19 protein-coding genes, 1 pseudogene and 1 riboswitch are annotated in these 23443 nt (G+C 71.6%); of the genes and pseudogenes, 13 read left to right on the forward strand and 7 right to left on the reverse strand.

Annotation, left to right across the window (positions count from 1 at the left end; all coding sequences use genetic code 11):
- Window positions 1-38: 38 nt before the first annotated feature.
- The 5 genes from AAC944_RS02810 (at window position 39) to AAC944_RS02830 (ending at window position 4821) form a co-directional block, all read left to right on the forward strand.
- Window positions 39-1319 carry an ABC transporter substrate-binding protein gene (locus AAC944_RS02810; protein WP_030607061.1) on the forward strand — a complete coding sequence of 427 codons (1281 nt, stop codon included), beginning with the start codon at window positions 39-41 and terminating at the stop codon, window positions 1317-1319.
- Window positions 1320-1334: 15 nt separating this feature from the next.
- Window positions 1335-2267, forward strand: a complete 933-nt coding sequence (locus AAC944_RS02815; protein WP_030607059.1) for a carbohydrate ABC transporter permease — start codon at window positions 1335-1337, stop codon at window positions 2265-2267.
- Between the two features lie 129 nt (window positions 2268-2396).
- Window positions 2397-3167: a carbohydrate ABC transporter permease gene (locus AAC944_RS02820; RefSeq protein ID WP_051871364.1), complete on the forward strand. Its 771-nt coding sequence runs from the start codon at window positions 2397-2399 to the stop codon at window positions 3165-3167.
- Between the two features lie 41 nt (window positions 3168-3208).
- Window positions 3209-4246 (forward strand): LacI family DNA-binding transcriptional regulator, encoded by a 1038-nt coding sequence (locus AAC944_RS02825; RefSeq protein WP_030607053.1) that lies wholly within the window; start codon window positions 3209-3211, stop codon window positions 4244-4246.
- A gap of 95 nt (window positions 4247-4341) precedes the next feature.
- Window positions 4342-4821: a nitroreductase family deazaflavin-dependent oxidoreductase gene (locus tag AAC944_RS02830; protein WP_030607051.1), complete on the forward strand. Its 480-nt coding sequence runs from the start codon at window positions 4342-4344 to the stop codon at window positions 4819-4821.
- Between the two features lie 50 nt (window positions 4822-4871).
- Here AAC944_RS02830 and AAC944_RS02835 read toward each other — a convergent pair whose 3' ends face one another.
- The 3 genes from AAC944_RS02835 to AAC944_RS02845 all read right to left on the reverse strand — a co-directional run bounded on the left by AAC944_RS02835 (window position 4872) and on the right by AAC944_RS02845 (window position 8548).
- Window positions 4872-6419, reverse strand: a complete 1548-nt coding sequence (locus AAC944_RS02835; protein WP_051871265.1) for a DHA2 family efflux MFS transporter permease subunit — start codon at window positions 6417-6419, stop codon at window positions 4872-4874.
- A 439-nt stretch (window positions 6420-6858) separates the two neighbouring features.
- Window positions 6859-7383, reverse strand: a complete 525-nt coding sequence (locus AAC944_RS02840; protein WP_030607046.1) for a hypothetical protein — start codon at window positions 7381-7383, stop codon at window positions 6859-6861.
- 244 nt (window positions 7384-7627) lie between these two features.
- Window positions 7628-8548: a LysR family transcriptional regulator gene (locus AAC944_RS02845; RefSeq protein ID WP_368396797.1), complete on the reverse strand. Its 921-nt coding sequence runs from the start codon at window positions 8546-8548 to the stop codon at window positions 7628-7630.
- Window positions 8549-8713: 165 nt separating this feature from the next.
- Between AAC944_RS02845 and AAC944_RS02850 the strand changes: the two genes are divergently transcribed.
- A complete protein-coding gene (locus AAC944_RS02850) occupies window positions 8714-9883 on the forward strand; it encodes an MFS transporter (protein WP_051871264.1) in 1170 nt (389 codons plus the stop codon).
- A gap of 146 nt (window positions 9884-10029) precedes the next feature.
- On the forward strand, window positions 10030-11463 hold the full coding sequence (locus AAC944_RS02855) for an MFS transporter (RefSeq protein WP_368396798.1): 1434 nt from the start codon (window positions 10030-10032) through the stop codon (window positions 11461-11463).
- On the opposite strand, the gene AAC944_RS02860 is transcribed toward AAC944_RS02855, so the two are convergent.
- Window positions 11464-12012: a heme-binding beta-barrel domain-containing protein gene (locus AAC944_RS02860; protein ID WP_030607036.1), complete on the reverse strand. Its 549-nt coding sequence runs from the start codon at window positions 12010-12012 to the stop codon at window positions 11464-11466.
- Between the two features lie 145 nt (window positions 12013-12157).
- Between AAC944_RS02860 and AAC944_RS02865 the strand changes: the two are divergent.
- The 6 genes and pseudogenes from AAC944_RS02865 to AAC944_RS02890 all read left to right on the forward strand — a co-directional run bounded on the left by AAC944_RS02865 (window position 12158) and on the right by AAC944_RS02890 (window position 16497).
- Window positions 12158-12626 (forward strand): annotated as a pseudogene (locus AAC944_RS02865) (low molecular weight protein-tyrosine-phosphatase).
- Window positions 12623-13489 (forward strand): fructosamine kinase family protein, encoded by an 867-nt coding sequence (locus AAC944_RS02870; protein WP_030607033.1) that lies wholly within the window; start codon window positions 12623-12625, stop codon window positions 13487-13489. Before AAC944_RS02865 ends, AAC944_RS02870 begins: the two are co-directional and overlap by 4 nt.
- Before the next feature lie 92 nt (window positions 13490-13581).
- A riboswitch (cobalamin riboswitch) is annotated at window positions 13582-13764 on the forward strand.
- Between the two features lie 30 nt (window positions 13765-13794).
- Entirely contained in the window at window positions 13795-14496 is a 702-nt protein-coding gene (locus AAC944_RS02875; protein WP_030607030.1) for an energy-coupling factor ABC transporter permease, read from the forward strand.
- Window positions 14493-14882, forward strand: a complete 390-nt coding sequence (locus AAC944_RS02880; RefSeq protein WP_030607025.1) for an energy-coupling factor ABC transporter substrate-binding protein — start codon at window positions 14493-14495, stop codon at window positions 14880-14882. The genes AAC944_RS02875 and AAC944_RS02880 overlap by 4 nt, the downstream gene beginning before the upstream one ends.
- Before the next feature lie 5 nt (window positions 14883-14887).
- Complete coding sequence (gene cbiQ, locus AAC944_RS02885; protein ID WP_030607022.1) at window positions 14888-15637, forward strand: cobalt ECF transporter T component CbiQ; 750 nt, start codon at window positions 14888-14890, stop codon at window positions 15635-15637.
- On the forward strand, window positions 15634-16497 hold the full coding sequence (locus tag AAC944_RS02890; protein ID WP_030607019.1) for an energy-coupling factor ABC transporter ATP-binding protein: 864 nt from the start codon (window positions 15634-15636) through the stop codon (window positions 16495-16497). Before cbiQ ends, AAC944_RS02890 begins: the two co-directional genes overlap by 4 nt.
- A 33-nt stretch (window positions 16498-16530) precedes the next feature.
- Here the strand turns inward: AAC944_RS02890 and AAC944_RS02895 are convergent, their stop codons facing one another.
- From AAC944_RS02895 to AAC944_RS02905, 3 genes are all read right to left on the reverse strand, one after another.
- Window positions 16531-21114 (reverse strand): cation-translocating P-type ATPase, encoded by a 4584-nt coding sequence (locus AAC944_RS02895; RefSeq protein WP_030607017.1) that lies wholly within the window; start codon window positions 21112-21114, stop codon window positions 16531-16533.
- Window positions 21115-21205: 91 nt separating this feature from the next.
- Entirely contained in the window at window positions 21206-21706 is a 501-nt protein-coding gene (locus tag AAC944_RS02900) for a hypothetical protein (RefSeq protein ID WP_051871263.1), read from the reverse strand.
- Between the two features lie 296 nt (window positions 21707-22002).
- Window positions 22003-23340 (reverse strand): gluconate:H+ symporter, encoded by a 1338-nt coding sequence (locus tag AAC944_RS02905; protein ID WP_030607013.1) that lies wholly within the window; start codon window positions 23338-23340, stop codon window positions 22003-22005.
- Window positions 23341-23443 lie beyond the last annotated feature (103 nt).

The raw sequence follows: 23443 nt of genomic DNA on the forward strand, positions 1-23443 counted from the left end.
TTTCTTACGCAACGCTGGATACCGGGACAGGAGCGTCGATGAAGCGATGGCGGAACCTGGCGGCAGGAGCCGCCGCAATCGTGCTGGTGGCTGCGTGCACGGGGTGCGGCGGACCACTGGATCCCAAGACGGGTGATCCGGACACGCTGGTGGTGCACAGCCGGTTCGCCCCCGGCACCTACGGCGCGGACACCTACAGCTCCGTCGTCGCGCAGTTCGAGCGGGAGAACCCCGGCGTGCACATCAAGAACCTCTACAACGGCGACGACATCTTCAACTCGTTCGAGACCGCGCGGCTCGCCGGCAAGGAAGCCGACATCCTGCTGATCAACCTCTACGACAAGGCCTACTCCTGGACCGAGTTGGGCGCCACACCGCCGGTCGACCGCTACCTGAAGGAGTGGGGCCTCAGGGACCGGGTCGAGCCACGGGCCCTGAAGGCCTGGACGGACGGCCAGGGCCGGCTCCGGGCCTTCCCCTGGACGGGCTTCACCTGGCCGGTGCTGGTCAACAGCAAGCTCCTGCACAAGGCCGGGATCGAGAGAGCCCCGCGCACCCTGCCGGAGCTGCGTGCGGCACTCAAGGCGCTGAAGGCCGAGCGGATACCGGCCATGACCATCGGCGGCAACGACTGGTCGGGGCAGAAGTTCCTGATGCAGGTGATGCAGGGGTACATGGAGCCGGCGGTGGCCAAGCGGGTGTTCAGCAAGGGCGGTTACTGCGCCGAGCCACAGGCCAGGAAGGGGCTGCGGCTCTTCGGGGAGCTGCGGGACGCCGGGCTGTTCGTCAAGGGCGCCCAGGGCCTGAACGCCGACCAGATGAACGCCGACTACCTGGAGGAACGCGCCGCGATGATGCCGGCCATCTCCTCCACCATCGCCGCGGTCCCCGCTCCGCTGGCCCGGCACACCGAGATCACGGGTTTTCCCGTCCCGTCCGACGGCACCTACGACAAGCCCACCGTCTACAACGGCGCGACCTCGACGGGCATCTGGCTCACCCCGAACGGGGCCGAGAAGCCGGACCTCAGCGAGAAGTTCGTGACGTTCCTCTACCGCAAGGACGTGGTGCAGAAGTTCATCGACAAGTCCGGTTACGTGATGACCCTGCGCGGCCAGCGGCCTTCCGAGGAACGTCCGCTGGTGAGCGAGTCGTCGCGGGTCACGCACGGCGACACCGTCAGCGAGGCCGTCATGCCGGACGACTACGTGCCCGCCGCGGTCTCCACTCCGCTCAACCGCGCCACCTCCCTCGCCTACACCCGGGGCACCGGCGTGCAGGCGATGTGCAAGGCCCTCGACACCGCCTACCGCAGCTGACCGGAGTGAGCCACGATGACTCTGACAACGATGTCTGATTCTCCCGCGCCCGTGACCCGCCCCAGATCCCGCCCCGGCCGGCCCACCCGCCGCACCCCGCGCACCACCGTGATGGCCGCGCCCGCGCTGCTCTGGTACGCCGTCTTCATGATCGGGCCGATCGGGGCCATCTTCGTCATCTCCGTACTGCGCTGGCCCGGCATGCTCGCCGAGACCGGCTTCGCCGGGCTCGACAACTACCGCGCCGTACTGGGCGACAGCCTCTTCTGGCAGGCAGCCCGCAACAGCGCCGTCCAGCTCGTCATCGCCGTTCCCGTCATGATCGTCGGCGCGTTCATGCTGGGCTACTTCCTCTCCACCAAGCCCCGCGGCTACCGCGTCCTGAAGGTCGTCATCTTCACCCCGGCGCTCATCTCCGCCTCCGCCAAGGCCATGATCTTCTGGGGCATGTTCGCGCCCCAGGGCGTGATCAACAAGCTGCTGGGCGGCGTCGGCCTCGCCTCCCTCCAGCACGCCTGGATCGCCGACACCGCCACCGCGTTCGGCTGCATCATCGCCATCGACATCTGGGCCGGCATCGGCTACACCGCCACCCTGTACGCGGCCCGCCTGGACGCCCTGCCCAGCTCCGTCCACGAGGCCGCCGAGATCGACGGCGCCGGACACTGGCGCCGTATGTGGGGCATCGCCTACCCCATGGTGCGCGACTACGTCGGCGTCACCGTGATGCTGCAGTTCCTGTGGACGCTGTTCACCTCGGCCCAGAACGTCCTGCTGCTCACCCAGGGCGGCCCCGGCAACAGCTCGACCAACCTGTCCTTCCTCGTCTACCAGAAGGCCTTCGTCCAGTCCGACCTCGGCTACAGCCAGGCCGCCGGCGTCCTGCTGTTCGCCGTCGGGCTGGCGGGGATGCTGGTGATCCGCCGCGCCTTCCGGCAGTCCTACTGACCTAGGGATCCCGTCATGACAACGCTCCCCGCATCCCCCCGTACCGGCCGCCTGCGGAGCAGAAGTCCACGCCGCAGGTTCGGCGTCGGCCGCGCCGTCTCCTACCTGGGGGCCTGGTCCTACGCCCTCATGCTGCTCCTGCCCCTGTACTACCTGCTGGTCTCCTCGTTCAAGGACAACGGCGACATCTTCGCCGCTCCCCTGGGCCTGCCCGACTCGCTGTCGCTGCGGAAGTTCGCCACCTCCGTCCACGACGCCCGCCTCGACCTGGCCGTCCTCAACTCGGTGATCGTCACCGTGCTGTCCCTCGCGGTGATCCTGCTGCTCGCGGTGCCCGCCGCGTACGCGCTGGCCCGCGCGAGCGGCAAGGTCGCCGCCGCCATCGAACGCGCCTTCTCGCTCGGCTTCCTCATCCCCACCTTCGCCGCGCTGGTCCCCACCTTCCTCCTCGCCGCGCAGCTCGGCCTCTTCCACACCCGGACGTTCATCGTCCTCTTCCTGCCCGCCACCTCGCTGCCGCTGGCCGTGGTGCTGCTGACGCAGTTCATGCGGACGGTGCCTCACGAGGTGGAGGAGGCCGCGCGGATGGACGGCGCCGGCAACTGGACGGTCCTGGTGCGGATCTACCTGCCCATGGTGGTGCCGGGCATCGTCACCGTGCTCATCCTCAGCTTCCTGGCCTTCTGGAACGAGTACCTGTACTCGCTGGTGATCATCGGTCCTGACGAGGCGCAGCGCACCATCCAGGTCGCCGTGCCCACTCTGCGCTCCTCGCTGTCCACCGATTTCGGGGTTCTCTCTGCTGGTACCGTGGTCACACTGATCCCTGTGTACGCCGTGTACGCCGTTCTCCAGCGCCGTATGGAAGGCGCCCTCATGGGCGGCGCGGTGAAGGTCTAGTGGCGGAGGAACGGATGCCCTCCGCGGCGAGAAGGACGGACGTGGCCCAGCGCAGAACCAGCAGGACGACGATCAGCGATGTAGCGGCTCTCGCAGGGGTCTCCGTCTCCGCCGTGTCGAAAATCGTGAACGGCAAGGGGAGTTTCCCCGAGGCCACCCGCGAGCGGGTGCTGTGGGCCGCCGACCGGCTGCGCTGGTCCCCCTCCGCCGCGGCCGTGGCACTGCGCGGCGCCAAGACGCGGGCCATCGGCATGGTGGTCAACCGCGCCCCCGACCTCCTCAACGCCGACCCGCACTTCGCCCTGCTGATCGCCGGTATGGAGAGCGAACTGGCCCCGCGCGACTACGGCTTGCTGCTGCACATCGTCGGTGAGCGTCCCGAGGCCGAGGAGCGCGCCTACCGTCGCCTGGCCGACGAACGCCGCGTCGACGGCGTCGTCCTCACCGAGAGCCGCGTCAACGACCCGCGGGCGGTCCTGCTGCGTGACCTGCACCTGCCGGCGGTCCTGATCGGTGCTCCCTGGCAGGAGCACGCGATACCTTCCGTGGAGGCCACCGACCGGGAACAGGGCATGAAGGACGCCGTCGACCACCTGGTGGATCTCGGGCACCGGAGGATCGCCTACGTCTCAGGGCCCGAGGACCGTGTGCACACCGGTCGCCGCCGGGCCACCTTCACCGACCGGCTCCGCCACCACCGCCTGCTGCCCAGTCATACGCTGACGTCCGACTTCGCGGCCCGCACCACCGGTTCGGTCGTCACGGAGGTCCTCCAGTCCGACGCCCCGCCCACGGCGATCGTCTTCGCCAACGACATGATGGCGCTGGCCGGCATCTCCGCCGCGCGCCGCCTGGGCCGCGACGTCCCCGGTGAGCTGTCCGTCGTCGGCCATGACGACCTGCCCCTCGGTCAGTTGCTGCACCCGCAGCTGACGACCATCCGCCAGGACCTGGACCACATGGGCCGCGCTGCCGCGCTCACCCTCCTCCGGCACCTCGGCGAGGAGGGCACTCCGCCGGCACCGTCCGTGGCCGCTCCCCGGCTGATCGTCCGCGAGTCCACCGCGAAGGCACCATGACACCCGCGAAGGCACCGTGTCACCGCCGGGGATGATCTCGCCTGACCCGTACGTTGTGGGGACCGAAGAGCCTTCGATTGCTGGGAGATGGTGACATGCCGCTCAAGGGCGAGTACGAGCCGAGCACGACGCAGTTGGTACGGGACCAGGTGGAGCTGTACGAGAGCTCCGGTGGTACGGAAGGCACGACCCTGGGGAGCCTGGTCGGTCCGGACGACGTGGCGCGGCGGGACCTGCCGGTCGTCATCCTGACCACCCTGGGCGCGAAGAGCGGCAAGATCCGCAAGACCCCGCTCATGCGGGTGGAGCACGAGGGGTCGTACGCCGTGATCGCTTCCCTGGGCGGAGCACCCAAGCACCCGGTCTGGTACTACAACGTGGTGGCCGACCCCCGGGTGGAACTCCAGGACGGCCCGGTGCGCCAGGACATGGTGGCGCGTGAGGTGACCGGGGACGAGAAGGCCGTGTGGTGGGACCGGGCGGTCGCGGCGTTCCCGGACTATGCCGAGTACCAGAAGAAGACGGACCGTGAGATCCCGGTCTTCGTCCTGGAACCGGCGGCTCAGGAGCACTGAGGTAGCAGTACGCGGGGCCGGCCCTGTCGGCGGCCGGCCCCGCGGTGCCGTCAGCGCTCCGGGTGGGTGGAGCTGGGCTGCGGTACGGGGGTGTGCTCGGCTCCGTCGGCCTCCGCTGCCGTTCCGGTGCCGGAGTCGGATTCGGCGGCCAGGGTGGAGCGCGACTGGGCGGGCCGCGTCGTGCGGCTGACGAACAGCGACGCGAGGAACGCGAGCACACCGATGACTCCGGCGACCATGAACGCCGTGCGCAGGCCGCCGGCGTCGGGCGCGCCCGACGGGTCGGACGTGCTCAGGGAGGCCACGGTGACGAAGACGGCCGTACCGAAGGCACCCGCGACCTGCTGGAGCGTGGAGAGGATCGCGCTGCCGTGGGAGTAGAGCTGGTTGCTCAACGCGCCCAGTGACTCGGTCATCAGCGGCGTCATCATCAGCCCCAGCCCGCCCATCAGCAGGAGGTGGATGGCGATGACCGCGGCCAGCGGCGAGTCGGCACCGAGGAAGGTGAAGAGCCACAGCGACACGGCGAGGGCCAGCGCGCCCGGGATCACCAGGGGGCGCGCGCCGAAGCGGTCGAACAGCCGGCCCACCGGACGGCCCAGCAGACCGAGCAGGAGTCCGCCCGGGAGGACGGCCAGACCGCTGACGAACGTACTGGTCTTCAGGACGGTCTGGAGGTACAGCGGCAGCATGATCGACCCGACGCCCAGCAGGCACATGAACAGCAGGGCCGACAGGACCAGGGCGACGCTGAACGCGCGGGTCTTGAACGGACGCAGGTCGAGCAGGGCGCGGTCCGCACGCTGCAGACTGAGCTGGCGTGCGACGAACACGCCCAGCGACGCGAGGCCGACCACGATCGGGATCCACGGCGCGACCGTGTGCTCCCCGCCGCCGGACTCGCCGACGGACGCCAGGCCGTAGAGGACGCCGCCGAAGCCGACGGCGGACAGCGCCACCGAGAGCAGGTCCAGCGGCACCTTCCGGGTCTCGCTCTCCAGGCGCATCCAGACCGCGCCGAGGACCAGCGCGGCCACGGCGAGCGGCAGGACGATCCAGAACATCCAGCGCCAGCCCAGCGAAGCGAGAACCGCGCCGCCCACGGTCGGTCCCACGGCGGGGGCGACCGCGATGACGATGCTGATCGTTCCCATCGTCGCGCCGCGCTTCTCGGGCGGCACGAGGCGCATGACCGAGGTCATGAGCAGCGGGAGCATGACGGCCGTGCCGCACGCCTGCACCACGCGCCCGGTCATCAGCACTCCGAAGCCGGGCGCGAGGCCGCTGACGAGCGTGCCCACGGTGAAGAGGGTCAGCGAGGCCAGGAAGACCTGGCGTGCGGTGAATCGTTCGAGCAGGAAGCCGGTGATGGGGATGATCACGGCCATGGTCAGGAGGAATCCGCTGGTCAGCCACTGCACTGTCGTGGTGGAGATGCCCAGGTCGACGGTGAGGTCGCGGAGGGCGACGCTCAGGATCGTCTCGTTGAGGATCATCACGAAGGCGGAGACGACCAGCACGGCTATCAGCACCGGGGCACGTACAGGGGAACTGCCGCGGGGAGAGCCCACGCCCCCGGCGTTCGCGGGTTCGATCATGGTCGAGCACACCTCACTGGATTCGGTCGGGTCGGGCGCGGGCCCGGCGGCATGCGCCGGTCGATGAGTCGTCGGGAGCCCGGTCGGCAGGGGCGCCGAGGCTGACGGTCAGGACGTCCTCCACCGCAGCGGGGCGCTCTCGCGCGCTGCGGTGGACTCGGAACTACCGGAGGGCTGCCGCCGCCCCTCGCTTTCGATCTCCCCCGAACGTCACCTGTGCGGTGACCACAACCCCTGCCCCCGATTTCTTCATCGTTCCGCCAGTCTATTGAACCCGCCACGCCGATTTCGCCCGGGTATTGCGCGGGCAGCCGGGCCGGAGTCACGGTACGGGCCTGTGGCCGCCGACGATGCCCTGAACAGCCGTGTGCCGTGTGTCCGGGGCGGCACCTCCGCCTCCCCGGACACACGGCGTACCGTCACCTGCCGGCGGCGCGGATCAGCAGCGCTTCGAGCCGGCCGCCTGGGCGGACACCGGGTCTCCGGCCTTGCGCAGCGAGCCGACGCCCGCCGTGCAGTCGTTCACGGTGTCCGTGCCGTTGGACCAGAATTCCTGGTCGTTGTTGTTCGTCCAGGCCCGCGTGCCGAGGATCTCGTCCTGGGAGTAGCTGTAGACCGCCGTACTGACGTCGTAGTCACCGGCCGTTGCCCGGAAGGAATCCCAGACCCACAAGTAGCCGTAGTTCTGCCGGCATTTCGGGGAGTAGAACTGCTTCACCGAGGCAATCTTCACTCCTTGCCGGACGATGTACCCGGTTTCTCCGATCGCATAGGCGTCGCTGCACACACCGGCCGCTTTCGCCCGCGCACTGACGGGATTTCCAGCGGCTGACGGGGCGGTGGACTTGGCCACCGACCGTTCCGGCGGGGCCGGTGCAGGGCCGGTGCCCGCCATCGCGGAGCCGGCCGGAACGAGCGCGAAGACACAGGTCAGCCCGATGAGGGCACGCTTGGAACATCTCACGGCGAATTTCCTCCTTGAATGCGTACACAGGCGTACGACTTTTACGGAGGCCCCGCGCAGCGCCTTCGGCAGCTATACGGATGGATACCGTCCCGCAGGAATCTCCGATTACCCAGGAAGACCAGCGACCGGGTGAAAAGGTTGCATGCCGACTTCAGTCCGCGGGTTTCCACGGAAAGCACACAAACAAGAGGGGGAATTCCGAACTCACTCGGTACGGCGTACCGGTGCGAACTCGCGGAACCTACTCGTGCGCGGCCGGGAGCAGCTCCGTGGCGGAGGCGCGGAGGAGTTCGAGGGCCTGTGCGACGACGGGGTGGTGCGCCGCGCCCTTGCGGGTGGCCGCGATGATCCGGCGGGCGGGTGCGGGCTCGCCCGACAGGCGGATGCGGGTCATGGGCCACTCCGTGCTGATGCGGGCGAGGCGGGGCACCAGGATCACACCGAACCCCTGGGCGACCATCGCCTTTCCGGTGTCCCATTCATCGGCCTGGTGGGCCATGTCCGGTGTGAAGCCCGCCGCCATGCAGGACGTGACGACCAGCTGGTGGTAGGTGCTGCCCGGGGTGCCGAGGATCCACGGCTCCTGAGCCGCGTCCGCGAGGGATACCCGCTTCCGCGCCGTGAGCGGGTGGCCGACCGGCACGATCAGGTCCAGCGGGTCGTCCAGCAGCGGCTGCTGGTCGAAGCGGTCGTCGTTCAGAGGCGGCGAGTCGGGCGTCACCACCACGACCCCGAGGTCCGCTTCCTCCGCCAGGAGCAGTTCGAAGCAGCGGATCGGCTCCGCCTCCATCAGCCGGACGCCGAGGCGGGGGTTGCGGTCGCGCAGTGCTGCCGCCGCGAGCGGCAGCAGGTACGTCGCGGCGGTGGAGAAGCCGCACACGGTGAAGGTGCCCGATGCCTCCGCCGCCGTCGCCGCCAGCTCGCTGCGCGCCTGCTCCCATTGCGCCTGCATGACGGCGGTGTGCCGGAGCAGGGTGCGGGCCGCGGCCGTCAGCTGGATGCCCCGGCCCGCGGGCTCGATCAGTTTCACGCCGAGCTGCTCGGCCAGCTGGCGCAGCTGGTAGGAGACCGCCGACGGGGTGTAGCGCATGGCCTCCGCGGCGGCCGTGACGCCGCCGTAGTGGTCGACCATCTGCAGCATCTTGAGCTTGGGATCGATCATGCAAACATTTTGCACGGTCATCTTCAAAACCGTACGATTGTGCCCACTGATCATTAATGTCACGCTGCGGGCGTGTTGCCCATCAGTTCCTCCACGCGCCACCCTCGGAGTGCCCTCGCAGGCCCGCACCCGTCGCGTAGACGCCAGGCGGCGACGGGGCTCTACGTGCTGGCCGCGCTCACCTTCGGGGCCTATCTGCCCAGCTCGCTGTACCCCGGCTATCAGCACGCCTTCCGCGCTGACGACCTGACCATGACGCTGGTGTACGCCGTCTTCGCGCTCGTCAGCGCTCCCGCGCTGCTCCTGCTCAGCCCCGTCTCGGATGCCTTCGGGGCACGCCCTGCACTGCGCGCGGGGCTCGTGACGGCAGCGCTGGGCTCGGTCTGCTTCATGCTCGCACCGGGCGTCGAGTGGCTGGTCGCCGGGCGTGCCGCACAGGGGCTGGCCCTCGGGGTGACCACCGGCGCTGCCGCCGCGCTCGTCAGCGAGGAGACGGAAGGGCGCGGCGCCCGGCGGGGTGCCGTGCTCGCCGGCATCGCTTTCGTGGCGGGCACGGCCCTCGGCGCGGCCGCCGGCGGCTTCTTCGCCCAGTACGCTCCGGCCCCGTACGTGATGCCCTTCGTCCTGCACCTCGTGCTGCTGGCGATCGCCTGGTACGCGGTCTCCGCCCTCGTGCCGACCGCTGCCGAGGGCGCACGCGTACCGCGCCGGAGCCCCACGATGCCGCGCATACCCAAGGGAATGCGGGCACTGTTCGCCACCGCCTCGGCGGTCGGCTTCCTCGCCTGGACGACGGCCGGCCTGTTCCTCGCGATCATCCCGGCCCTGCTGGCACGGTCCGGCCGGCACAACATGGCGGTCATCGGCTGCATCCTGGGCTCCGTACTGCTCTGTTCCGCCCTCACCCAGCCGCTGGTCGGACGGATCAGCGCACGCTCCGCGCAGCTCGTCGGCCTCGGAGCCCTCCTGGTGAGCCTGTCCCTGCTGTCGCTCACCGCGGGCAGGTCGACCCCGCTCACCCTGGTCGCGGCCGTGGTGGCGGGCGCCGGGCACGGGCTCGCCTATGCCGGGGCGGCCGCCGCGGTCGATGCGCGGGCGCCCGGGAAGGACCGCGGCGCCGTCACCGGTGCCCTCTATCTCTCCTTCTACCTGGGCTCCGGGCTGCCGGCCGTCGCCGTCGGGCTGCTCACCCTCCCGTTCTCCCTCACCACGGCGACTTCTCTGGTGACGTCCGTCGCCGCCGTCCTCGTCCTCCTGACGAGTGCCGCGGTCGCCGAAGTCGACCGCACCGTCCCCACCACGAAGAGAAAGCTTGTCCTTGTCCGAGTGAAGTGAAAGCCCGCCCCTCCGCCACGGACAACGATCCGTGGCCATGGGCTGTGAAGAGTACGCAGCGGCGGCCGGTCGTCCTTCCCCGACCGCGCCGCGCTGAAGTGCGCTCCCGGTGGTGCCCGCCGGGAGCGATGTTCGAGGAGTTTTTTGTGCAGGCCGCACATGCCGGTACCGAAACGGCGAGCCGGAAGCCGCTCACGGCTGAGGAGATAACGGTCACCGACCCCAAAGTGACGAGACGGGCGATCGGCGCCGCGGCGGTAGGGAACATCACCGAGTGGTTCGACTTCGGTGTCTTCGCCAACCTGACTCCGGTTCTCACCGCGGTCTTCTTCGCCGGTGCCGGTGAGACGGTCGGCACCATCGGCACTCTGGGCCTGTTCGCCGTCGCCTTTCTGGTCCGCCCGCTCGGCGGCATGTTCTTCGGCCCGCTCGGCGACCGCATCGGCCGCACCAAGGTGCTCTCCCTCACCGTCATCATGATGGCCATCGGCACCTTCGCCATCGCCTTCATCCCCAGCTACGAGACCTGGGGCGCCGCCGCTCCCCTGCTGATGCTGCTCGCCCGCCTCGTCCAGGGCTTCTCCACCGGCGGCGAATACGGCGGGGCGATGACCTTCATCTCCGAGTACGCCCCCGACAAGAAGCGCGGATTCCTCGGCAGCTGGCTGGAGTTCGGCACGCTGACCGGTTATCTGCTCGGTGGCGTGGCCGGCCTGGTCATCCAGCTCCCCGGCGTGATGTCCCATGAGGATCTGCTCTCCTGGGGCTGGCGCATTCCGTTCCTGATCTCCGGGCCGATCGGCATCATCGGGCTCTACCTCCGCCTGAAGCTGGAGGACACCCCCGCGTTCCAGGCCGCCGTCGCGGAGACCAAGGGGCGCGAGGGCAACCAGACCCTCAAGGAAATCCGGAAGATCTTCTCCAATTACTGGCGGCCGATGCTGATCTGCATGGGCCTGGTGCTCGTCTTCAACGTCACCAATTACATGCTCACCACGTACATGCTGGAGTACATCGGCAAGTTCGCGCCCGCGGTGAACGCCACCTGGGCGCAGCTCCTGGAAATCGCCGTCCTGGCGCTGGGCATGGTGCTCATCACCTTCGTCGGCCGGCTCTCGGACCGCATCGGCCGCAAGCCGGTGATGTACTTCGGCTGCGCGATGCTGATCGTGCTCGGCGTGCCGTCGGTTTTGCTGATCCAGCAGAACACCCTGCTGTCCGTCTTCCTCGGCCTGGCGCTGATGTCGCTGATGCTGCTCTGCTTCAACAGCACCATCCCGTCCACGCTGCCCGCGCTCTTCCCCACCGAAATCCGTTACGGCGGCCTCTCGATCGCCTTCAACATCTCCGTCTCGCTCTTCGGCGGCACCACGGCCTTCTTCAACGCGCTGCTGGTGGAAGGCACCGGGGACATCAATGTGCCCGGCTACTACCTCATGGCCGCCGGCGCCATCGGTGCCGTCGCCTGCTGGTTCGCGGCGGAATCCGCCGGCCGGCCGCTGCCCGGCTCGGCGCCCGCGGTGGAGTCACGGGAAGAGGCCCGCGAACTGGCCCTCGCGGGCAGCGGCACGCGCGCCTAGTCAGCCGCGGTCCACCCGCCGCAGCCGCGCCGAGAGGTGGTGTTGCAGCGGCTGCCCGACCGCCGCGAGGTCGTGGCCGAAGTCGAGCGTGTCCTCGCCGGTCAGCGTGTAGCGGCGGCGGGTGGCGCTGACCTCTTTGGCGGTGGGTGTGAGCGCCACCTGATGGGTGGCGAGGTCGACCGTGCCGTCGCCCGCCCGGCCCACCAGGATCTCCGTGATCCCGGTGGGCTGAGTGATCAGTGCCTCCACCCGCCCCTCGGGCTGCAGCCGCCACCAGCCGCTCTCCCGGGCCGCGGGGCGCAGCGGCGCGCCGTCGCCGTCGAGCAGCCAGGCCCGGGCCTCGTAGTGGAGGAAGGGCCGGCCGTCGTGGCTGAAGGTGACCTCCTGCGCGTACGCGAAGTCCTCGGCGAGCGTCGGATACCCGCCGCTCCCCCGCCCGGTCCAGGTGCCCAGCAGCCCGGTCAGGGGCGCGAGCAGTGCGTGCGGCGCGGGTGCCTCGTCCGGTCCGAGGGCGTCGGGGTACGGGAGGTTCCGGACGGGTCCGGTCATGAGGTGCGCTCCTGGGTCGTGTCGAGTCCGCTGCCGGGTGGCAGCCTAGGGCGTGTCCGGGGCGTCCGCGTGACCTGCGACATCCCGGCTCCGGTGATCGGCGACGTACGGTGGCACCGGGGGCGGCGGCCGTACGCTGGGGTCCGTGCATATCTGTTTCGTCTGCAGCGGCAACATCTGCCGGTCCCCCTCGGCCGCGCTGGTCTTCGCCGAGCATCTGCGCCGGGCGGGGCTGGACGGCGCGGTACGGGTCAGCAGCGCCGGCATCGGTCCCTGGCACGCCGGTGAACCCGTCGACGAACGGGCCGGCGAGGTGCTGGCCCGGCACGGCTACCCGACCCGGCACGTCGCGGCCCAGGTCGGTGCCGAGCATCTGGACGCCGAACCTGTTCCTGGCGATGGACCGGAGCCATGAGAAGGCGCTGCGCCGGCTGGTGCCGGAGCCGTCCCGGGTCCGGCTGCTGCGGTCCTTCGACCCGCAGGCGTCCGGCGGGCTGGAAGTGCCCGACCCGTACTACGGCGGCCCGGAGGGATTCGACGAGGTGCTGGCCATGATCGAAGCTGCCGTGCCCGGCCTGCTCGCCTGGGTGCGCGAGCGTCTGGACGACGCATGACCGCGGGTGGTGAGGGCCCGGGAGCCGTGGCGGCCCGGCTCACCGGGCGGCCGGTGGCGGGCGAGCGGCGGGTGTCCTCCGCGCTCGCCGAGGTCACGCTCGACGGCGGACGGACGGTGATGGTCAAGCGCGGTGACGGCGCCGGCGCGGTGCGGGCCGAGGCCGCCGGGCTGCGCTGGCTGGCCGGGGCCGACGCGGTCCGCGTCCCGGCGGTGCACGGCCAGGAGGGGCGCTGGCTGGTGACCGACCACGTGGCGTCCGGCCGGCCGAGCGCAGCGGCAGCGGCCGCGCTCGGCCGGGAGCTGGCCGCCCTGCACGCCGCCGGCGCGCCCGCGTTCGGCGCCCCGCCCCCCGATGGCCCGCGGGACGCCACCATCGGACTGGCGCCCATGCGCAACGTCCCCGGCACCGACTGGCCACTCTGGTACGGCGAGCACCGGGTGCTGCCCTACCTGCGCCGAGCGGTCGACGACGGCACGGTACGCCCCGCCGAGGCCACCGTGATCGAGCAAGTGGTGGACCGGCTGCCCGAACTGGCGGGCCCGGCGGAGCCGCCCGCCCGCCTCCACGGCGACCTGTGGAACGGCAACGTGCTTTGGGGTGCCGACGGCCACGCCTGGCTGATCGACCCGGCCGCGCACGGCGGTCACCGCGAGACCGACCTGGCCATGCTGCACCTGTTCGGCTGCCCCGGCCTGGACCGGGTCCTGGCGGGCTACCAGGAAGCGGCGCCGCTGGCCGACGGCTGGGCCGACCGCATCGGCCTGCACCAGCTGTTCCCCTTGCTGGTGCACGCGGTGCTCTTCGGCCGCGGCTACGCCGAGCAGGCCCTCGCGGTGTCCCGGGCCGCCCTGGCCCGCTGACCCACCACGCATACCGGTACGACGCCTTCCGGCCGGGGACGCGAGGACCGCGCTCCCGACCGTGACCGCTTGTCACCGCCCTCATGTGGGCATTACTGTCACCACGCCTTGGTGAACGGGAATTCCGGTGTGATGCCGGTGCGGCCCTCGCCACTGTGATCGGGAAGTCCGGCTCCGGCCCTCGCGGGCAGCCACTGGGTCCTCGGACCCGGGAAGGCGGAGCACGGGCGGTGGTACCCGTAAGCCAGGAGACCGGCCAAGGCGCGTCAACCATCCACGAGGTGCTGGAGAGGGTCTGCTGAGCCATGCACATTGCCGAGGGTTTCCTGCCTCCGGCGCACGCCGTCGCCTGGGGCGTCGCGTCCGCGCCGTTCGTCGTCCACGGAGTCCGCTCCCTCACCCGTGAAGTCAGAGCACATCCCGAGAGCACGCTGCTGCTCGGTGCGTCGGGAGCCTTCACGTTCGTCCTGTCCGCGCTGAAGCTGCCCTCGGTGACGGGCAGCTGCTCCCATCCCACCGGTACCGGGCTGGGCGCCATCCTGTTCCGGCCCCCGATCATGGCGGTGCTCGGCACCATCACCCTGCTCTTCCAGGCGCTGCTGCTCGCGCACGGCGGCCTGACCACCCTGGGTGCCAACGTCTTCTCCATGGCGATCGTCGGCCCCTGGGCCGGTTACGCCGTCTACCGGCTGCTGCGGCGGTACGACGTACCGCTGATGGTCACGGTGTTCTTCGGCGCTTTCGTCGCCGACCTGTCCACCTACTGCGTCACCAGCGTTCAGCTGGCGCTCGCGTTCCCCGACCCGGGCAGCGGATTCCTGGGAGCGCTCGGCAAGTTCGGCGCCATCTTCGCCGTCACCCAGATCCCGCTCGCGGTGAGCGAGGGGCTGCTCACCGTGCTGGTGATGCGCCTGCTGGTGCAGTCCAGCAAGGGGGAACTCACCCGGCTGGGCGTGCTGCTGACCGGCAAGCAGAACCAGGCCGGGGTCGAGGAGGTGGCCCGATGAAGCGGAACACCAAGATCAACGCACTGCTGCTGCTCGCCGTGGCCGCACTCGCCGTACTGCCCCTGGCCCTCGGCCTCGGTGACCACAAGAAGGAGCCGTTCACGGGCGCCGACGCCGAGGCGGAAACGGCGATCACCGAGATCGAGCCGGACTACGAGCCGTGGTTCTCACCGCTGTACGAACCGCCGTCCGGCGAGATCGAGTCCGCGCTCTTCGCCCTCCAGGCGGCCCTCGGCGCGGGTGTCCTCGCCTACTACTTCGGCCTGCGCAAGGGCCGCCGCCAGGGCGAGTCGCGGGCACTGGCCCGGCGGGACGCCACGGTCGCCGGCCAGGACGCCACGCGTCCCGAGGGCGCCCCGGACGCGTCCGACGACGAAGGGGCCTGAGCCCCGTGCTGCCGATCGACGCGACGGCGCACAGCAGCCGCTGGCGCCGCCGCCATCCCGTGGACAAGGCCGTACTCGGGCTGGGTCTGACCGTCCTCGCGATCTCGCTGCCACCGTGGCCGGGCGCGGCCCTGGTGCTGCTGACGGCGCTCGGCGTACTGCTGGGCCCGGCGGGCGTGCCCGTCCGCCGGCTGTGGCGTGCCTACCGGGTGCCGCTGGGCTTCTGCGTGACCGGTGCGCTGACCCTGCTCGTCCAGATCGGCGGGCCCGACGGGTTCGTCACCCTGGCCGACGGCGGCCCGGCCCGCGCCGGAGGCCTGCTGCTGCGTACGTCGGCCGCCTCCCTCGGCGTGCTCCTGTTCGCCTTCACCACCCCGATGTCCGATCTGCTGCCGCGACTGGTGAAGGCCGGGGTGCCCGCAGCGGTCGTGGACGTCGCCCTGGTGACGTACCGCATGAGCTTCCTGCTCCTGGACTCCGTACGCCGTATCCGGGAGGCCCAGGCCGCCCGGCTCGGGCACACCACGCGGGCCGCCACGTGGCGCTCGCTGGGCGGCCTCGGCGCCACCGCTTTCGTGCGGGCCTTCGACCGGGCGGCACGTCTCCAGACCGGGCTCGCCGGGCGCGGTTACGACGGCACCCTGCGCGTACTGGTGCCCGAGGCCCGGGTCTCCGTCCGCTTCACGGCAGTCAGCGCCGCACTCCTCGCGGGCCTGGCCGCCCTCACCTTCGTCCTGGAAAGGCCGCTGTCATGAGCGCCCCCGTACCGGTCGCCCTGCGGGGCGCGTCCTACGCGTACGAGGACGGCCCGCTCGTACTCAGCGATCTCGACTTCGAGGTGCCCGAGGGCCGTGCGCTGGCGCTGCTCGGCCGCAACGGCAGCGGCAAGACCACGCTGATGCGGCTGCTCAGCGGTGGACTGCGGCCGCGCACCGGCCGGTTGACCGTCGACGGGCAGCCGGTCGGTTACGACCGCAAGGGGCTCACCCGGCTGCGGACGACCGTCCAGCTGGTGGTGCAGGACCCGGACGACCAGCTGTTCGCCGCTTCCGTCGCCCAGGACGTGTCGTTCGGGGCGCTGAACCTCGGCCTGTCCGATGCCGAGGCACGGGCCCGCGTCGAGGAGGCGCTCGCCGCCCTGGACATCACCGCGCTGGCCGACCGGCCCACCCACCTGCTCTCCTACGGGCAGCGCAAGCGGACCGCCATCGCGGGCGCGGTCGTGATGCGGCCCCGCGTCCTGATCCTCGACGAACCGACGGCGGGGCTCGACCCGGACGGCCAGGAACGGCTGCTCGCCACCCTTGGCCGACTGCGCGCGTCCGGCACCACCGTGGTGATGGCCACGCACGACGTCGACCTCGCCCTGCGCTGGGCCGACGACGCGGCCCTGCTGACGCCCTCCGGAGCGCACACCGGGCCCGTCGCGGCCATGCTGGCCCGCACCGATCTCCTGCACCAGGCGGGCCTGCGGCTCCCGTGGGGCGTCGCCGCCGCTCATCTGCTCCGCAGCCAGGGCCTGTTGACCGACACGGCACCCGGCCCCCGTACGCCGGACGAACTGGCCGCTGTGGCGGCTGCCCTCGCCACTCCCCCGATACCGGCCGACGACTGACGGCTGAGGACCAGGTGGCACCCCGCGCCGTCTTCACGAGGCGGTCGGTGCGGCCCGGCTCTGGAGGTGGGTGAGGAGTCGTTCGACGGATGGCATGAGGCGTGGTCCCGCCGCGGTGGCCAGGACGGCGGCGGCCACGCCCGCGAGGGCCACGGGCCCCAGTGGGGTACAGCCGAAGAAGTGGCTGAGGCCGGGTGTCTGTACGACGGCCATCAGGGCGGCGGCGGAGCCCAGGGTGGTCGCCCACAGCAGGGGGCTGCGGTGGCGGCCGGTGAGGGTCTGGGTGAGCTGGGAGCCGACGACACCGCACAGGGCCATGGTGCTGGTACGGCGCATGGTGCCAGGGGTGAAACGGCCGACCAGCCACGCGACGGTGGCACCCAGCGCGGTCACGACGCCCCGCTGGCGGATCTGGCGCAGCAGCGGAGCGCCCAGTGCACCGGTACCGACCGGCGCGCTGCCCGGCGTGGTGGATTCCTCGGCGTTCCGGTCGTCCGGTGGTGTCACGGCCACGGCCATCGCGGGGAACATGTCCGTCAGCAGATTGACGAGCAGGAGCTGACGGGTGGACAGCGGCGACGCCCCGGAGACCAGGGTGCCGAGCACGGTGAAACCGACCTCACCGGCGTTGCCTCCGATCAGGATGCTGATGGCGTCCGCGACGCTGCGCCACAGGGCCCGCCCTTCCCGCACGGCCTCGACCAGTACGGACAGGTCCGGGTCGGTCAGGACCAGGTCGGCGGCGTTTCGGGCGGCGGCCGAGCCACGGGCCGCGAGTCCGACACCGACATGGGCGGCGCGGATGGCCGCGGCGTCGTTGGCGCCGTCGCCGACCATCGCGACGACCTTGCCCGCGGCCCGCAAGGCCTCGACCACCTGGAGCTTCTGTTCCGGAGCGACGCGGGCGACGACCCCCGCGTCGCGCAGGAGGCGGGCGCGGCCCGCCCGGTCGGCGGCCGCGAGCTCTTCACCGGTGACGACACCGGTGTCGTCCGGCCAGCCCAGTGCGACGGCGATCGCGCGCGCGGTGTGGGGGTGGTCGCCGGTCAGCATGACCGGCTTCAGCCCGGCGTCCCGCAGTTCTTCGATCATGGGGGCCGAGCCCGGCCGCGGGGCATCGGCGAGTGCGACGAATCCCGCGAACTGCAGTTTCGCCAGTGGTTCGTTGACGAGTTCGTCGGGGTCGTGGCCGGTGGTGAGGGTACGGGCGGCGACGGCGAGCACGCGCAGTCCCGCGCCGGCGAGCGAGTGGGCCCACTCGGCCGCCTCCGCCGGCAGGTCCTCGCAGGCGTCCAGGACGGTTTCGGGGGCTCCCTTGACCACGAGCAGCGCATCCCCGGCCCCGGATTCGCCGACGGCAGCGGTGTAGCCGCGGCTCGCCTCGAAGGGCAGGCCGGCCTTGGCCGTCCAGTCGGGGTCGGCCGGGGCGGCGGCCAGGACGGCTTCGTCGGTGGCGTGCGCCTGCCGCCCCGCGGTGTCCTCGGCCTCCTGCGGACAGGCCCGGCCCGCCAGCCGCAGGACGTCGACGGCATCGTCCTCGTCCGGCTCGCACACGGTCCCGTCGGCGGTGACGAGCCGGGCCACGCGCAGCTGGTTCTCGGTCAGCGTGCCGGTCTTGTCGAAACACACCGTGTCCACCCGCCCGAGGGCCTCCAGGGCACGGGGAGTACGTACCAGGATGCCGCGCCGGGTCAGGCGCCGGGCGGCCGCCATCTGCGCCACGGTGGCCACCAGCGGAAGCCCCTCGGGGACGGCCGCGACCGCGACGGCCACACCACCGCCGACGGCCTCGCGGATCGGGCGGCCCCGGAGCAGGGCGAGCCCGGTGACCGCGGCCCCGCCCGCGAAGGTGAGCGGCAACGCCTTGCCGGTGAGTTCCTTCAGCCGGCCCTGCACACCGGCGGCCGGCGGGGTGCGGGAAGCGAGGGTGACGGCCCGGCCGGCTTCGGTGTGCTCCCCCGTGTCCACCACGACGGCGGTGGCCTGCCCGGCGACCACCGTGGTGCCCTCGAAGACCATGCACCGGCGGTCGGCGATGGCCGCCTGCGGGGTCGCGGTGATCTGTTTGGTGGTGGGCAGCGACTCGCCGGTCAGGGCGGACTCGTCGACCTCCAGGCCGGTCAGTTCCAGCAGGCGCGCATCCGCGGGCACCACGTCGCCCACGTCCAGCTTGATCAGGTCGCCCGGTACCAGCCGTGCCGCGTCGACCGTGGCCGGCGCGTCGTCGTCACGGCTGTCGGCGCGCCGCGCCTGCTGCTTCTGGCCCTTGGCCAGTGCGGTCAGGGCCTGTTCGGCGCGCTGCCGCTGGACGCCGCCGACGAGCGCGTTCATGCCCATCGCGCCGACGACGAGGACCGCGTCGACGGCCGACCCCACGATGGCGGAGGCCGCCGCGCCGACCGCGAGGACGGGGGTGAGCGGGTCGTCCAGTTCGGCCCGTACCGCGTTGGCGAGCCGTACCGACCACCGGGCCGGTGCGAGGACCGGATGGCCCGTCACCCGTGCGGCCGCGCCACGCGTCGTCGTCACCGCGCGTGCCAGCGGCGTGGGTGCGCCGGGGCGGCTTTCCTGCAGCCGGGCCTCGGCCTCTTCGGGCTCCAGGGCGTGCCACGGTACGCGGGGCCGCGGCCGCGGGGCCGCTGCGGCGGCCACGCCGAGGGCCGCCCGCCAGCCCGTCAGGAGCGCGCCCAGGGCCGCGGCGTTGACCGGGCCGTGCTGCGCGCCGGTGAGGAAGGAGAGCCCGCGCCGTTGGGCGCCGGTGGCGACCAGCAGGCCGGAGAGCGCCGCGCCCGCCCGGGCGAGTATCTGCGACTGCCGGCCCACGGAGCGTGCCGCGGGCACGGCCCGCAACAGCCGCCACACGTCCTTCAGCCCGCCGAAGGCCAGGACGTCCGCTTCCCACACGACGGCGCTGTCGTCGTCGGTGAGGGCCACCGCCACGTCGCTGCTCAGCAACCCCGCCAGCAGCTCCTCGTCCTCGTCCTGGACCGCTGTCCCCGGCTGCGCGCCGGCCGTACCGTGCGGGGCCGGTACGCGTGCGACGGTCAGGATCGCGTGCCCGTCGGCCTGGCGGCTCCGTACGTGGTCCACCAGCGGGCGGTCGGCGGAGACGACTTCGTCGGCCAGGGCGGCGAAGTCGGCCAGCGCCGGGTCGTCCACCACGATGGTGTACTGGTCGGCCTGCCGGGCCGCGTCCAGGACGGCTTCGGTCAGCGGATCCAGTTCCCAGCCGACCGTCACCGTGCCGACGTCCTGCCCGCCGGCCGAGACGATCATCATGCCCGTACCGGCCGAGGGCTCGCCCGGTACGGGGCGCAGCGCCACCCCTTCCGCGTCGTCGGCCGCTTCGCCGTTGCCTTCCCGGCCCAGCGCCGCTGCGGCGGCCTGCCACAGCCGGACACGGTCCCACCCCTCCGCGCTCGGATGCGCCTCGCAGAGGGTGCGCTTGCTGCCGCGCAGGGCGCTGGGGTGCAGCACCACCGTGTCCACCAGTTGCAGCTGCTTCAGCCGCTCGGGGTCACGTACCAGCACCCCTGAGCGTGCCAGTGCGCTGCCCAGTGCCGCGGAGAAGGCCACCGGACCGTACCGGGCCGCCTTCGGGGAGCCGGAGAGCACCGCCTCCGCCGCCTCGTCGAGGTTCCGCCGCAGCAGCAGTGTCGCGGCGGCGCCCAGCATGCTGCCGGTCGCGGCATGGGCCGCGTACTCCTGCGCCGGTGTCGGACGCAGCGGCGGCCGGGAGACCGTCCGCGTCGTCGCGCTGCAGCGTTCCGGCGCGCACACCCGGTCGTGGGCGGAGTCAAAGACGGCCGCCCGCGCCACGGCCTCCACCAGCTGCCCGGCGCGCAACATCCCGTCCAGGACCAACGAGGTGGGCGACTGTCCCGCACCGTGCACCGCGGCGTTGGCGGCGGCGAGCGCCAGATCCGCGCCCGCGGAGCCGAGCCGGCTGTTCAGCAGGGCCCGGAACCGCGGGTTCTCCCGGACCAGCGTCACCCCCGCCGTCACGACCCTGGACGAGCGCGGCACGCGCAGCACGCGCCCGGTCATCGCCGCCGCGACGCCGACCGCGTCCAGCGCCAGTGCCGTCGCGGCGACCCGCACCGCCGTGGTGCCCTCCGGGTGCGCGAACTCGTGCAGGGGTTCGTGTCCCCCGGTCAGTCCGTGCCGCTCGGCCAGCTCGGTGGCCTTCTCCACCACCCGGTCGGTGGCCGTCTCCTGCGTCGCGGTGACCACCAGCCGGGCCAGCCCACCGTCCCAGTAGGCGAGCAGTACGTCCGGCCGTTTCGCGAGCGCGGTGGCCACCTTCCTGGCCGCTGCCTCCGCCCCGCCCGCACGCCGTACCTGGGTGTCCGAGGCAGGCTGCAACGCGAGGTGCACCCGGGGGCCGGCCCGCCATTCCTCCGCCCCGCCCGGCATCGCGTTGCGCGCCACGTGGGCCACGCGGACGCTCGTCCCCGCCACCGCCGCCGCGCCGTCCGACGCGGCACGCAGGCCGGCGCCGATGGCGTCCCCTGCCGCCGAGGCACACGCCTCCGCACCACGGGCGACGTAGCCGGGCGCGGACAGTGCCGCCCCCCACCCCATCGCAGGCAACCGGGTCAACAACCCAAGAACCATGTCCCACCCTCGTCAAACGGTCGACGCACACGGAGGCCCGGCCCGGGGAGCGCGGCCGGGCCGCCGCTCGCTCCCCGGTGCGGAGTCACGTTCAGGAGGCCGTTGCCCGCGATGACGTGCGCTTCGTCGCCTTCGCGCCCGACGCGGTACGTGAGCGGGTGCCGGTGGCCTTGCCCGCCGTGGTCTTGCCCGCTGTCGCCTTGCCCCCCGCCGACTTCCTCGTCGTCGCCTTCCCGGCCGTCGCCTTCGCGGCCTTCTTGGCCGTGGGCTTCGCCTTGGCCGAAGTCCCGGTCCGGCTCTTGGCAGCGGTCTTGGCAGCGGTCTTTGGAGCGCTCCTGGCAGTGGTCTCGGGAGCCGCGGTGCCCTGTGCGGGGCTGCCCTGCTCACCGTGCTGCCCGTCCTCCTGGGGGCGGGGCTGGGTCAGCCAGACGGCAGCCGCACCGGCCACCGCGATCGGCCATTCGATGACGCCTGCCACGCCGAGCAGCCCCGCGCCGGCATACGCCGCGACGCGCCGTCCGTGCGGCGACACCACGCCCACCGCGTTGAGCGCGCCCTCGGCCGCCTTCTTCACCTCCGTGGCGCCGGGCACCTGACGCAGGTTCGGCGAGATCGCCCGAAGCGGTCCCGGCAGCCTGCTTGAAGACGACGACTGCTCCTCGCTCATACCGCCTCCGCATGCGATCCCACAGGTCCTCGCCGCAGAGGGACGGACGGTACCTGCATGTCTGCCGCTGTCTGCCTCCTGGTTCCCCGAAGGCCACGGAACAATCACACATCTCACCCCTGAGGGTGGACATCTGCGGCATACGTACCTGTCGGCTTGCCGCCATGGGACGGGTCATCGCAGGTGAGAGCGGTGCGAGGCCCGGTCGTGCCGGGCCGGGACTAGATCCCGAGGGCGCTGAGGGCGGCCTCCATCGCGAAGACGCCGCCGAGGCCCAGGACGGCGAGGACCGTCGTGTAGGTGGTACGTGCCTTGATGGCGTCCAGGACCGACAGGTTGAAGTACTCCTTGAACATCCAGAAGCCGGGGTCGTTGACGTGGGAGAAGGCGATGGAGCCGCAGGAGACCGCGAGGACCATCAGTTCCGGGTGGATGCCGCTGCCCGCGACGAGCGGCGCCGCGATGCCCGCCGCCGTGGTCACCGCGACCGTCGCCGACCCGAGCGCGATGCGCAGGATCGCGGCGATCAGCCACGACAGGAGGATCGGCGAGACGGACCACCCGTGGGTGAGGTCCTTGATGTAATCGGCGATCCCGCCTTCGACCAGGACGTTCTTGAAGGCGCCGCCGGCGCCGATGACCAGCAGGATCATCGCCATGGCCTGCGCCGCGTCGCCGCAGGAGGAAGCCACTTCCCCCAGGGAGCGGCCGATGCGCGGGCCGAACGCCCATGCCGCCAGGATCAGGGTGAGCAGCAGGGCGACAGGGGCGGAACCGAGGAAGGCGACCAGCGGCATTCCGGCGTGGTGTGCGCCCACCACCATCTCGGCCACCGACGCACCCGCGATGAGCACCACCGGGAAGAGCGCGACCGAGAGGGACCACCCCATACCGGGCATCTCCTCGTCGGTGAAGGCGCGGTCACTGACGAGTCCGGTCGGGATGGACGGGTTCATCCGGCGGACGAAGGCCAGCCGGGGCCACACCAGCGCGATGAGCGCACCGGCCGGGACCGCGATGAACAGGCCGAAGAAGAGGGTCTTGCCGATGGAGGCGTCGAACATCGCCGCGACGGCGGTCGGGCCGGGGTGCGGCGGCAGGAAGCTGTGCATGGTGGACAGCGCGATCGACATCGGCAGACCGATCCACAGCAGGTTCTTGCCGGTCACCCGGACCAGCGTGAACGCCACCGGCACGATGATCACGAAGGCCACTTCGTAGAACATGGTGACGCCGATGAGCATGGCGGTGACCACCATGGCGACCTGTACCCACCGGTCGCCGAACCGGTCGGACATGGTCGTCGCGATCCGCTGGGCCGCGCCGGAGTCGCCCATCACCCGGCCGACCATCGCGCCGAGCCCGATCACGAGCATGGTGTCGCCGATCTGGCCGCCGACGCCCTCACCGAGTACGTCGGGGATCTTCTCCAGGTCGATTCCCCGGACGACTGCCACGACCACCGCGACCAGCAGCAGAGCGATGAACCCGTTGAGCTTGAGCCGGGTCATCAGGAAGAGCAGCGCCACCACGCTGAGCGCCACGACGAGCAGGGGCATATCACTTCTCCCTTGAAGTGATGCCGGGATGCGGTCCGCCGGAGGTGCGGCCTCCGGCGGACCGGGATCCCGGTGGTGAGTGGGAACGAACGGTGTGCGTGAG

Source organism: Streptomyces sclerotialus (assembly GCF_040907265.1).
In the GTDB taxonomy this organism is placed as follows: Bacteria; Actinomycetota; Actinomycetes; order Streptomycetales; family Streptomycetaceae; genus Streptomyces; species Streptomyces sclerotialus.